We start from the raw sequence: 12,176 nt of genomic DNA, 5'->3' as shown, positions 1-12,176 counted from the left end.
TGTTTGAGGAAAAACAATGGCTCGTATCGCAGGGGTTAACATCCCGAATCACCAGCATACCGAAATCGGCCTGACGGCAATTTACGGTGTAGGCCGCACGCGCTCGCGCGACATTTGCGTCGCTGCTGGTGTGGCATTTTCGAAGAAGGTCAAGGACCTGAACGACGCAGACCTCGAAAAGCTGCGTGAAGAAGTCGGCAAGTTCATCGTTGAAGGCGATCTGCGCCGTGAAACGACGATGAACATTAAGCGCCTGATGGATCTCGGCTGCTACCGTGGCGTGCGTCATCGCAAGGGCTTGCCCCTGCGTGGCCAACGCACGCGTACGAATGCCCGTACGCGCAAGGGTCCGCGTCGTGCAGCGCAATCGCTGAAGAAGTAAGCGGAACTGACAGTTACAGGAAAACGTAATGGCTAAGGCTTCGAACAACTCCGCGGCGCAACGCGTTCGCAAGAAGGTCAAGAAGAACGTCGCCGAGGGCGTGGTTCACGTTCACGCGTCGTTCAACAACACCATCATCACGATCACTGATCGTCAGGGCAATGCACTTGCTTGGGCAACGTCGGGTGGTCAGGGCTTCAAGGGTTCGCGTAAATCGACCCCGTTTGCAGCCCAGGTGGCAGCCGAATCGGCTGGCCGCGTGGCGATGGAATACGGCGTGAAGAACCTCGAAGTGCGGATCAAGGGCCCTGGTCCTGGCCGTGAGTCGGCGGTGCGCGCGTTGCATGGTCTTGGCATCAAGATCACCGCAATCTCCGACGTGACCCCGGTCCCGCACAACGGCTGCCGTCCGCCGAAGCGTCGTCGTATCTAAGACGCTGTTTTCGCTAGCGCCTGTCGCCGCCGGGGTACAAGCCGGCGACCACAGGCTGCTTGCGCTATTGAATTGACTAAGCCCACCGTTCGGCCCAAAGGGTTCGGACTAGCGCGAGTGCAAGCGCTCGTGTGATTAATCATAGAAGGAATCAACGTGGCACGTTATATCGGCCCTAAGGCCAAGCTGTCCCGCCGTGAAGGCACTGACCTCTTCCTGAAGAGCGCCCGCCGTTCGCTCGCTGACAAGTGCAAGCTTGACAGCAAGCCTGGCCAACACGGCCGCACGTCGGGTGCACGTACGTCCGACTACGGCACGCAGCTGCGCGAAAAGCAAAAAGTGAAGCGCATCTACGGTGTCCTCGAGCGCCAATTCCGCCGTTACTTCGCTGAAGCCGACCGCCTGAAGGGCAACACGGGTGAAAACCTGCTGCAATTGCTCGAATCGCGTCTCGACAACGTCGTGTATCGCATGGGCTTCGGCTCGACGCGCGCTGAAGCGCGTCAGCTCGTGAGCCACAAGGCGATCACGGTCAACGGCGTGGTGTCGAACATCCCGTCGATGCAAGTGAAGGCAGGCGATGTCGTCGCAGTGCGCGAACAAAAGAAGAAGCAGGCGCGTATTCTCGAAGCGCTGTCGCTGGCTGAGCAAGGCGGTTTGCCGAGCTGGGTCGCTGTTGATTCGAAGAAGTTCGAAGGCACGTTCAAGCAGAAGCCGGAACGCAGCGACATCGCTGGCGATATCAACGAAAGCCTGATCGTCGAATTGTATTCGCGGTAATCGGATTAACGGCCGGGGCACCTCGATTGCGTTGCGCAAGGAGGCGTCTCGGCTGTTTATTTTCAGGTTGTTACCGGTCAGCCTTATCGGTGTAACGAGCCGAGGGTATTGAAAAGGAAAACCTATGCAAACCAGTTTGTTGAAGCCCAAGATCATCGCTGTTGAATCGCTTGGTGAGAGCCATGCGAAAGTGGTCATGGAACCGTTTGAACGCGGTTACGGCCACACCTTGGGTAACGCGCTTCGGCGCGTGCTGCTGTCGTCGATGATCGGCTACGCGCCGACCGAAGTGACGATCGCAGGCGTCGTACACGAGTATTCGACGCTCGACGGTGTGCAAGAGGATGTGGTCAACCTGTTGTTGAACCTGAAGGGCGTGGTGTTCAAGCTGCATAACCGTGACGAAGTGACGGTTACGCTGCGCAAGGAAGGCGAAGGCGTTGTCACCGCTGGCGACATCGAACTCGCGCACGATTGCGAAGTGATCAACCCGGATCACGTGATTGCACATCTGTCGAAGGGCGGTAAGCTCGACGTGCAGATCAAGGTCGAAAAGGGCCGTGGTTATGTGCCGGGCAATGTACGTCGTTACGGCGAAGAGTCGGCCAAAATCATCGGCCGTATCGTGCTGGACGCGTCGTTCTCGCCGGTTCGCCGCGTGAGCTACGCCGTTGAAAGCGCGCGCGTCGAACAGCGTACCGACCTCGACAAGCTCGTGATGAACATCGAGACCAACGGTGTGATCTCGCCGGAAGAAGCGATCCGTCAATCGGCGCGTATTCTGGTTGATCAACTGTCGGTGTTCGCTGCACTGGAAGGTACCGAAGCAACGGCGGAAGCGCCGTCGCGTGCGCCGCAGATCGATCCGATCCTGCTGCGTCCGGTTGATGATCTCGAACTGACGGTTCGTTCCGCGAACTGCCTGAAGGCCGAGAACATTTACTACATCGGCGACCTGATCCAGCGCACGGAGAACGAGTTGCTCAAGACCCCGAATCTGGGTCGCAAGTCGTTGAACGAAATCAAGGAAGTACTGGCGTCGCGTGGTTTGACGCTCGGCATGAAACTCGAAAACTGGCCGCCGGCTGGTCTCGACAAGTAATCTCGGGACAAGCCCCGCCGCTGCACTGGCAAAGACGCGGATTTTCCTTTAAAATCCGCGTCTTGTCTTTTTTTACTACCGGCCCGTGCACTCACACCTTCGGGTGGATCGAGCGCGATAGAAGAGCTGGACCAAAACTTTGAATTGAAGGAATTAACATGCGTCACCGTCATGGTCTGCGGAAACTGAACCGCACGAGCAGCCACCGTCTGGCAATGCTCCGTAACATGTCCAATTCGTTGATCGAGCACGAAGTCATCAAGACGACGCTGCCGAAGGCGAAAGAACTCCGTAAAGTCGTCGAGCCGCTGATCACGCTCGGCAAGAAGCCGTCGCTGGCAAATCGTCGTTTGGCGTTCAATCGCCTGCGCGATCGTGACTCGGTCACGAAGCTGTTCGACGTCCTCGGCCCGCGTTACGCTACCCGTCCGGGCGGCTACCTGCGCGTCCTGAAGTTCGGCTTCCGCGTCGGCGACAACGCGCCGATGGCACTGGTCGAATTGCTGGACCGTCCGGAAGTCGAGGAAGTTGAAGTGCAAGAAGCTGAGTAAGCTTTTTAGCATCGAAGAGAAAGCCAGGCACCCAGCCTGGCTTTTTTTGTTTGCGGCGGTGAAATTCACTACTGTATGCCGATCACGGCGGCCGACTGCCGTATGCGTGCCCCGGCCCTGCAGCATCGCGCCACCAGCGCCACCAGCCACCAGCCACCAGCCACCAGCCACCAGCGCCACCGCGAGCCTAGGTGATACGATATCGGCACTTGAATCGTGCCTGTCCGGAGCCCTTGTGAGCGTGAATGTGACCTTGATTCTGACGACGGTACCGGATGCCACCGTTGCTCAGAAGCTTGCCGCGGATGCACTGGCCGCGCGCCTATGTGCCTGCGCTACGCAACTAGGCACTGTGCAGTCCAGCTATCACTGGCAAGGTACGATCGAAACAGCGCAGGAAATTCAGTTACTGTTCAAGACGAGTTGCGCACGCGCGCTGGAACTTGAACAGTACATTCAGGCGCACCATCCTTACGACACGCCGGAAATCCTCTCGTGGCAAGCTACGGCATCGGCTGCGTACGGCCAGTGGATCACTGCTGAAACCCAACGTCCTCTTCATGTTTAACGGTCTCAATCGACGTACACGCAATGCGCTGCGCACGGTCCTTTTCCTGCTCGGCAGCCTGATCTTCTCGCAGTTCGGCACGCTTGCTCACGCTGCGGACGATTTCCTCGATCCCGCCGTCGCATTCAAATTCAGCGCGACCGAAAAGCCGGGTGAAGTCGACGTCACTTACAAGATCGCGGACGGTTACTACATGTATCGCGAGCGCTTCGCGTTCGCGGTCCGTAACGGCGCGACGACGATCGGCGAGCCGCAACTGCCCGCTGGCCACGTGAAGTTCGATCAGACCTTCAACAAGAACGTCGAAACCTATCGCAATGAGTTGACGATCCGCATTCCTGTGAAACAGGCCCAGGGGCCGTTCGACCTCGCTGTCACGTCTCAAGGCTGCGCAGACGCCGGCATCTGCTATCCGCCGATGGAGCGCGCGTACCACGTCAGCGGCGCGGCGTTGCAGCCGGTCGACAGCGCTCCCGCTGCCGCTGCCGCGCAACAACCCGCAGGAGCCGGCACCTCGTGGTACGACCGCGCCACCAGTGCCGACTATGCGCAGTCCCTTCTGCAAGGTGGCGGCTTCTTCGCGATCATCGCGCTCTATTTCGCGGCCGGCGCCGTGCTCAGTTTGTTGCCGTGCTCGTATCCGATGATTCCGATCCTGTCGGTGATCATCATCGGCGAGGGGACGCGGGTGACGCGCGCCCGCGGCTTCGCGTTGTCGCTGGCGTACGTGATCGGTATGGCGCTCGTGTACACGGCGCTTGGCGTCGCGGCGGCGCTGGTTGGCCAGAGCCTCGGTGCGTGGCTGCAGAACCCGTGGGTGCTTGGGACGTTTGGCGTATTGCTGACAGTTTTCGCATTGACCCTGATCGCGGGTTTAGACATCGCATTGCCACAGCGCTGGCAAGACGGTGTGTCGCATGCGTCGACCGGGCGTTCCGGCGGCAAGTTTGCCGCCGTTGCCGTGATGGGCGCTTTGTCCGCGTTAGTGGTGGGCGCCTGTATGACCGCGCCACTCTTCGCCGTGCTGGCATTCATCGCGCATACGGGCGACGCATTGCTCGGTGGCGCCGCGCTTTTCTCGATGGGACTCGGCCTGGGTGTGCCGCTCCTGATCATCGGTCTTGGCGCCGGTACGTTGCTGCCGCGCGCCGGTGCATGGATGAACGGCGTCAAGGTGTTTTTCGGCGTGGTGCTGCTTGCCGCGGCCCTGTGGATCGTCTGGCCGGTGCTCGGTGCGACAGCGACAATGCTGTTGAGCGCGCTGTGGCTTCTGATTGCCGCCGCTGGACTCGGTCTGTTCTCGGGCCCAACCGCCGGCGCCTCGCTGTGGCGCCGGTTCGGTCGCGGTATTGGCGCGGCACTGGCAATCTGGGCGGTAGTGCTGCTGGTCGGCCTGGCTGCGGGCTCGTCAGATCCGCTGCGTCCCCTAGCTGTTCTGGCCGTGCGCGGCGGTAGTGAGGCCAGTGTCGCAAGCACCTCCAATGAGCCGAATACAGCGTCACAGAACGATCTGACGTTCGCCTCGGTGCGTTCCTCGACCGAGCTCGACGAGGCCGTCAAAACGGCTGCGCAGCCCGCTATGCTCGATTTTTACGCCGACTGGTGCGTGAGTTGTAAAGAGATGGAGAAATTCACGTTCAGCGATCCGCGTGTCCAGGCGAAGTTGAAGCAGATGAACCTCCTGCGCGCCGACGTCACCGCGAATAACGCCGATGATCAGATGCTGCTCAAGCGTTTCAGCCTGTTCGGGCCGCCTGGCATCATCTTCTTCGATCAAGGCGGCAAGGAAGTATTGCGCGTCGTCGGATACGAGTCCGCGGACAAGTTCCTGCGCAGCCTCGATCGCGCGAGTGCGCCCGGCGCCTAGCGGCGGTGCGGTTTTCCGCGAGCGTGTGCGAAAAAAAACGGAGGCGTGACTGAAAAAGTCCGCCTCCGTTTTTTCGAGCAATCAGACCGCTGCCTGTCGCCTCGGCGACGCGTCGAATCAAATCACTTCTGCGAGCGCAAAATTCGCGCAGCATCCAGCGCGAAGTAGGTCAGCACGCCATCCGCGCCTGCCCGCTTGAACGCCAGCAGCGATTCCATCATCGCCTTGTCGTGGTCCAGCCAGCCGTTCTGCGCGGCCGCCTTGAGCATTGCGTATTCGCCGCTCACCTGGTAGACGTAAGTCGGGAACTTGAACTCGTCCTTCACGCGACGCACGATGTCCAGATACGGCATGCCGGGCTTGACCATCACCATGTCCGCGCCTTCCTCGATGTCCGCTTGGACTTCGCGCAGCGCTTCATTCGAATTGGCCGGGTCCATCTGGTAGGTCATCTTGTTGCCCTTGCCGAGGTTCGTCGCGGAACCGACGGCATCGCGGAACGGGCCGTAAAACGCCGACGCGAACTTGGCCGCGTAAGCCATGATGCGCGTATGGATATAGTCCTCGCTCTCGAGCATTTCGCGGATCGCGCCGATACGGCCGTCCATCATGTCCGAGGGTGCGACGATATCGACGCCCGCTTCAGCCTGCGCACGCGCCTGTTCAACGAGAATCTCGACGGTCTCGTCGTTGATCACGTAGCCGGCCTCGTCGAGTACCCCGTCCTGGCCGTGGCTCGTGTACGGATCCAGCGCGACGTCGGTGAGCACGCCGAGGTCGGGGAAGTTCTTTTTCAGCTCGCGAACCGCGCGCGGGATCAAACCGGCGGGATTAGTCGCTTCGCGGCCATCAGGCGTCTTCAAGGAAGGCTCGATCGCCGGGAACAGCGACAGCACTGGGACGCCCAACTCGACGCATTGTTCGGCCACACCCATCAGCAGATCGACCGACACACGCTCGACGCCCGGCATCGACGGTACGGCTTGCCGCACGTTGGTGCCTTCGACGATAAACACGGGGTAGATCAGATCGTTGGTGGTGAGGATGTTTTCCCGCATCAGACGGCGCGAGAAGTCGTCATGGCGCATGCGGCGCGGACGATAGTGCGGGTAGAAGCTCATAAACGCATCGAAGGAACGTGGATGTATGGAGTGGACAAGTAACGCCTGCCTCCGCTCCCGGAAACTTTTCGAGACAATGGTATATCATACCGATCGAGCAAGGCGCCTAGCGCTGACCTCCCCGCTTCTCCTCCCTGAGCGGGTGCCTGTCGTTTTTTCGATTAGGCTGTTTGACCCGCCGTTAAAGCGGCGGGTTTTTTTATGGGCGGCCGAAATCGGCCTAAAAGGCGCTTTTTGCCCGCGCTCTTACGAGCCGTGCGGTTACTGCGGGGCGTCTGTTTCGCCCTTCGCATCGGGAATCAGCCAGCTTTCGATCAACTCATGCGCTTCGTCGATGCCGACGCGCTTGAGCGCCGAGAACAACTGCGCGGTCAATTCGCCCTGATAGCCGGCGGTACGATATTCAGCCAAACCTTTCTGCGTCGCGCGCAAGGCGTTGATGCTTTCCTGACGCGTCAATTTGTCGCACTTCGTGAGCAGCGTGTGAATTGGCTTGCCGGTCGGCGCGAACCACTCGATCATGCGCCGGTCCAGATCCGTCAACGGGCGGCGCGAGTCCATCATCAGGATCATGCCGCGCAACTGCGAGCGCGATTGGAGATAAGTGGACAGCAGGGCTTCCCAGTGGGCCTTGGCCGCGCCCGGCACTTCCGCATAGCCGTAACCCGGCAGGTCGACCAGGTGAGCGGTCGGCTCATCCGCCTTGCCAACCGAGAAATAATTAATGTGCTGCGTACGCCCCGGTGTCTTACTGGCGAAGGCCAGCCGCTTCTGATTGCACAGAATATTGATGGCTGTCGACTTGCCCGCATTCGAGCGCCCGGCAAAGCAGATCTCGGGTTGCGCGGTGGCCGGCAGGTCACGCAGGTGATTGACGGTCGTGAAAAAGCGGGATTGGTGGAGCAGGAAGGACATGATCAGGCCAGAATTCGAGACGCCGGGGAACCCGGAGTGGGGACGGGTCAAGCCCGACTGGCGTCTTAGCGATTAGCGAGTTATTGTACAATACGATGGTTTACTGAAAACCTGAGGGGGCCAGCCCGCGTGCCTTGGCGGCTCTTTGCGGTCACTCAGTCGCTGTCGTATCTTGCAAAACCTCTAAAATCCCACAAGACGAGACAGGGTGTGCGAATGAATCGACTGTGCAAGACTCTGATGGTGTTTCAAGTAGCGGCAGGTCTTTCAGGTTTGGCAATTCAGGCACGGGCAGCAGATTCGGCAAAGCCGGACGTCAATCGGGGGCAGGCAATCGCAGTGCAGGTTTGCGCGTCATGTCACGGTGCGGACGGCAACAGCGCAGGCGGCGCGTATCCGAAGCTGGCGGGCCAGCATCCCGAGTACCTCGTCAAGCAGCTCATGGATTTCAAGACGCAGCCGGGGGCCAAGCAACCCGCGCGCAACAATGCGATCATGGCGGGCATGGCCGCGGCGCTGTCGCCCCAAGACATGGTCAACGTGGCGGCCTATTTTTCGACGCAGACCCCGAAGCCAGGCTACGCGCATAACAAAGACACCGTCCCGCTCGGTCAGAAGATTTACCGCGGCGGCCTTGCTGATAAGGGCGTGCCGGCGTGCGCAAGCTGCCACGGGCCGACCGGTCAAGGGATTCCGTCGCAGTATCCGCGTCTGTCGGGCCAGTGGGCCGAGTATACGGTGGCGCAGTTGATGGCGTTCACGCAAGGTCCGGGCGCACGTAACAACAACGAGCCGATGCATGCAATTGCCACACGTCTGTCGGATAGTGACATCAAGGCCGTAGCCGATTACATCGCGGGCTTGCATTAAGATAGCCCGCACGCAAGTGCAACCGGCCCGGCGAGGTCGGTACAAAACAAGAAAAGGGTGGGGGCGTCGTGCCTACGACAGCCCTCCACCCTTTTTTGCTGTTCAGTCGGAGTATGAATGAGCGTCACCACGTCGGGTTTGCAATCGAAGTCGGGCAATCGCATTACGCGCAGCATCATCGAAGTATTGAGCTCGATGCGCTTCGCGATCGCGCTGCTCGTGATTCTGTCGATCGCCAGCATCATCGGTACCGTCCTCACGCAGGACGATCCCTATCCCAACTACGTCAATCAGTTCGGCCCGTTCTGGGCGGACATCTTCCGCTCGCTGAGTTTGTACACGGTGTACAGCTCGTGGTGGTTCATGCTGATCCTCGGTTTCCTGATGGTGTCGGTGTCGCTGTGCGTGATTCGCAATGCCCCCAAGATGGTGGCGGACGCCAGGAGCTGGAAGGACAAGGTCCGCGAAGGCAGCCTGCGCGCGTTCCATCACAAAGGCGAGTTCGCGGTCCATGGCACGCGCGCGCAGACCTCGGCGGTGCTTGCCACACTCTCGGGCAAGCTCGGCTACAAGTTCGTCACACGTGAGTCGGACGGCGCGACGCTGATCGCGGCCAAGCGCGGCGCGCTGACCAAGTTCGGCTACATCTCCGCGCACATTGCGATTGTGGTGATCTGTCTGGGTGGTCTGCTCGACAGTAATCTGCCGATCAAGCTGCAAATGTGGCTGTTCGACAAGTCGCCGATCCGCGCCAACACGGTGATAAATGACATTCCGCCGGAACATCGCCTGTCGCAATCGAACCCGACTTTCCGCGGATACGCATGGGTGCCGGAAGGCCAGCATGTGTCGACAGCGATTCTGAATCAGCCTGACGGCTCGCTGATCCAGGACCTGCCGTTCTCGATCGAACTCAACAAATTCATCGTCGACTATTACTCGACCGGCATGCCAAAGCTGTTCGCGAGCGATATCGTGGTGGTCGATCACAAGACCGGCGCACGCGTGCCGGCACGCGTCGAAGTGAACAAGCCGTTCACGTATGACGGCGTGTCGATCTATCAGTCGAGTTTCCAGGACGGCGGCTCGCAGATGCAGATGACCGCGTATCCGATGTCCGGCAACAGCGCAAAGACCGCGCCGTTCGGCGGCACTATCGGCGGCAACGCACCGTTGAACACGGCCACGCCGCTGGCTGACGGACAAACCGTCGAATTCACCGATTTCCGCGCGATCAACGTCGAAAACATTTCGAACGGCAGCGGCCAGAACGATGCTCGGGGTGTGGCCGCGCATCGCACGCTGAAAGAGGCGTTCGACGAGCGCCTCGGCTCCGGCGCCAAAACCTCGAATCCACTCGATCTGCATAATGTCGGCCCGTCGGTGCAGTACAAGGTGCGCGACAAGGACGGCCAGGCGCGCGAGTACAACAACTACATGCTGCCGGTGGACGTCGCCGGCGAAAAGATGTTCCTCGCCGGCATGCGCGTGAATCCGGACGACCCATTCCGCTATCTGCGCATTCCGGCCGATACCGGCGGTACCGTCAAGGAATGGATGAACCTGCGCGCCACCCTTGAAGTTCCAGCCAAGCGCGCCGCAGCCGCACACCTTTTCGCCTTGCGCTCGGTGCCGGGTTCGAATGCCGAACTGCAACAGCATCTGGAAGAAAGCGCGGTGCGTGTCCTGACCCTGTTTGCCGGTGCGGACAACAGCATCAAGATGCCGAACGGCCAGCCCGTCGGCGGCTTCCAGGCGATCGCCGGTTTCATCGACCATTCCGTGCCGAAGGGCGAGCAGGAAAAGGCCGCCGGCCTGCTTCTGCGCATGCTGGAAGGCGCGACGTGGGACCTGTGGCAACTGTCGCGTGAGCAACTGGGCGAGCCCGATGCACAGGCCAGTGCGGACGCCAGCCGCTTCATCCAAAGCTCGCTCAATGCGATATCCGACAGCTTTTTGTATGGATCGCCGGTCTACTTGCAGCTTGACTCCTTCAAGCAGGTGCAAGCTTCGGTATTTCAGTTGACGCGCGCGCCGGGCAAAAAAGTCGTGTATCTTGGCAGCCTGCTCCTCGTGTTGGGCATCTTTTCGATGTTCTATGTCCGCGAACGCCGCCTCTGGTTCTGGCTCAAGGATACCGATCACGGCACGAACGTCGTGATGGCCATGTCGAGCGCGCGCAAAACGCTCGATTTCGAAAAGGAGTTCGTCCAGACGCGCAACGCTGTAAGCGCCGCGTTAGGCACCCAACTCACTGATGCATCCGGCGCCTCCGACCAACCCGGCAATGCCGGCACGCCGTCCGCAGGCTCACAAGATTCGACCCGGTAAGATCATGGACTTGACTCAGGTTTCCTCATCCTCCTCTTCACCCTCGCGGCCGCAGAAGACGTTTGCGAACGAGGCACTCAACGTCGCGCAGTATGACGAGCGGCCGTTTTTGAAACGGCTCGGTGTCGTCGACTGGCTGTTCGCCGTGGTGATGGTTGCGGGCGCGGGATTCGCGCTGTCGCGCTACCACCCGTTCATGAATTACTACGACAAGCTGGTGCTGTGCTGCGCAGTGCCGGTGTTCGTCGTGTTGGGCTGGCGCTGGAAACCGGTGCGCCCGCTGATGATCGGCATCGCCGCGCTGTCGCTGCTGGCGATCCAGATCTATCACGGCGATCTGACACGCGCGGATAACGCGTTCTTCCTCAAATATTTCCTGTCGAGCCAGTCCGCGATTCTGTGGATGAGCGCGCTCTTTGTGTTTGCCACCGTCTTCTACTGGATCGGCCTGCTGTCGCGTTCACCCACAGGCGCTGCGATCGGTTCCAAAATGACGTGGGCCGCAGTGGTGATGGGCTTCGTCGGGTTGATGGTGCGCTGGTACGAGTCGTACCTGATCGGCGCGGACGTCGGCCATATTCCAATCTCGAACCTGTATGAAGTGTTCGTGCTGTTCAGCCTGATTACCGCGCTGTTCTATCTGTACTACGAGCAGCACTACAACACTCGTGCGCTCGGCGCGTTTGTGCTGCTGGTGATCAGCGCGGCTGTCGGTTTCCTGATGTGGTATTCGGTCGCGCGTGACGCACAGCAGATTCAGCCGCTCGTGCCCGCGCTGCAAAGCTGGTGGATGAAGATCCACGTGCCGGCTAACTTCATCGGCTATGGCAGCTTCGCGCTGTCGGCCATGGTCGGCGTCGCGTATCTGTCGAAGGAGCGCGGCGTGCTGGCAGACCGCCTGCCGGCGCTCGATGTGCTCGACGACCTGATGTACAAATCGATCGCCGTTGGCTTTGCGTTCTTCACGATCGCGACGATTCTCGGCGCACTGTGGGCCGCTGAAGCATGGGGCGGTTACTGGAGCTGGGACCCGAAGGAAACGTGGGCACTCATCGTCTGGCTGAACTACGCGGCGTGGCTTCATATGCGCTTGATGAAGGGTCTGCGCGGCGCCGTGGCGGCATGGTGGGCGTTGACCGGCCTGTTGGTGACGACCTTTGCGTTCCTCGGAGTCAACATGTTCCTGTCCGGGCTGCATAGCTACGGCAAGCTGTAAGTTCTGTCGTTCCAAGCCGACCAAGAACCGCCGCGTGCTT

General features: G+C 60.2%; 12 protein-coding genes. 10 read left to right on the top strand and 2 right to left on the bottom strand.

Translation table 11 applies throughout. The features are described from left to right. Window positions 1–16: 16 nt before the first annotated feature. The 7 genes from rpsM to dsbD all read left to right on the top strand — a co-directional run bounded on the left by rpsM (window position 17) and on the right by dsbD (window position 5,683). Window positions 17–382, top strand: a complete 366-nt coding sequence (rpsM, locus tag PQR53_RS27220) for a 30S ribosomal protein S13 (protein ID WP_012434566.1) — start codon at window positions 17–19, stop codon at window positions 380–382. A 28-nt stretch (window positions 383–410) separates the two neighbouring features. Further along, a complete protein-coding gene (gene rpsK, locus PQR53_RS27215; protein WP_006052224.1) occupies window positions 411–815 on the top strand; it encodes a 30S ribosomal protein S11 in 405 nt (134 codons plus the stop codon). A gap of 156 nt (window positions 816–971) precedes the next feature. After that, a complete protein-coding gene (rpsD, locus tag PQR53_RS27210) occupies window positions 972–1,595 on the top strand; it encodes a 30S ribosomal protein S4 (protein WP_007180123.1) in 624 nt (207 codons plus the stop codon). Between the two features lie 124 nt (window positions 1,596–1,719). Further along, the gene (locus tag PQR53_RS27205) at window positions 1,720–2,697 is read left to right on the top strand and encodes a DNA-directed RNA polymerase subunit alpha (RefSeq protein ID WP_006052226.1); all 978 of its coding nucleotides are present in this window, start codon (window positions 1,720–1,722) and stop codon (window positions 2,695–2,697) included. Window positions 2,698–2,855: 158 nt separating this feature from the next. Then, entirely contained in the window at window positions 2,856–3,248 is a 393-nt protein-coding gene (rplQ, locus tag PQR53_RS27200; RefSeq protein ID WP_135894945.1) for a 50S ribosomal protein L17, read from the top strand. Between the two features lie 235 nt (window positions 3,249–3,483). Beyond that, window positions 3,484–3,816: a divalent-cation tolerance protein CutA gene (gene cutA, locus PQR53_RS27195; protein ID WP_408460990.1), complete on the top strand. Its 333-nt coding sequence runs from the start codon at window positions 3,484–3,486 to the stop codon at window positions 3,814–3,816. Next, a complete protein-coding gene (dsbD, locus tag PQR53_RS27190) occupies window positions 3,809–5,683 on the top strand; it encodes a protein-disulfide reductase DsbD (RefSeq protein WP_408460987.1) in 1,875 nt (624 codons plus the stop codon). The genes cutA and dsbD overlap by 8 nt, the downstream gene beginning before the upstream one ends. A 122-nt stretch (window positions 5,684–5,805) precedes the next feature. Here dsbD and hemB read toward each other — a convergent pair whose 3' ends face one another. Together hemB and yihA are read right to left on the bottom strand one after the other, a co-directional pair. Beyond that, on the bottom strand, window positions 5,806–6,804 hold the full coding sequence (gene hemB / locus PQR53_RS27185; RefSeq protein ID WP_408460984.1) for a porphobilinogen synthase: 999 nt from the start codon (window positions 6,802–6,804) through the stop codon (window positions 5,806–5,808). Between the two features lie 261 nt (window positions 6,805–7,065). Next, window positions 7,066–7,719 carry a ribosome biogenesis GTP-binding protein YihA/YsxC gene (gene yihA / locus PQR53_RS27180; protein ID WP_408331720.1) on the bottom strand — a complete coding sequence of 218 codons (654 nt, stop codon included), beginning with the start codon at window positions 7,717–7,719 and terminating at the stop codon, window positions 7,066–7,068. A gap of 216 nt (window positions 7,720–7,935) precedes the next feature. Between yihA and PQR53_RS27175 the strand changes: the two genes are divergently transcribed. The 3 genes from PQR53_RS27175 to ccsB all read left to right on the top strand — a co-directional run bounded on the left by PQR53_RS27175 (window position 7,936) and on the right by ccsB (window position 12,136). Next, window positions 7,936–8,589: a c-type cytochrome gene (locus PQR53_RS27175; RefSeq protein WP_408461021.1), complete on the top strand. Its 654-nt coding sequence runs from the start codon at window positions 7,936–7,938 to the stop codon at window positions 8,587–8,589. Between the two features lie 117 nt (window positions 8,590–8,706). Next, complete coding sequence (locus PQR53_RS27170; RefSeq protein ID WP_408460981.1) at window positions 8,707–10,920, top strand: cytochrome c biogenesis protein ResB; 2,214 nt, start codon at window positions 8,707–8,709, stop codon at window positions 10,918–10,920. A 4-nt stretch (window positions 10,921–10,924) separates the two neighbouring features. Further along, window positions 10,925–12,136 (top strand): c-type cytochrome biogenesis protein CcsB, encoded by a 1,212-nt coding sequence (ccsB, locus tag PQR53_RS27165; RefSeq protein WP_408460978.1) that lies wholly within the window; start codon window positions 10,925–10,927, stop codon window positions 12,134–12,136. The last annotated feature ends 40 nt before the right edge of the window (window positions 12,137–12,176 follow it).

This window comes from Paraburkholderia fungorum (genome assembly GCF_046027605.1).
GTDB classification, from domain to species: Bacteria; Pseudomonadota; Gammaproteobacteria; order Burkholderiales; family Burkholderiaceae; genus Paraburkholderia; species Paraburkholderia fungorum_F.
The sequence above is the reverse complement of the archived record's forward strand: the minus strand, read 5'-3'. Positions and strand labels throughout refer to the sequence as shown.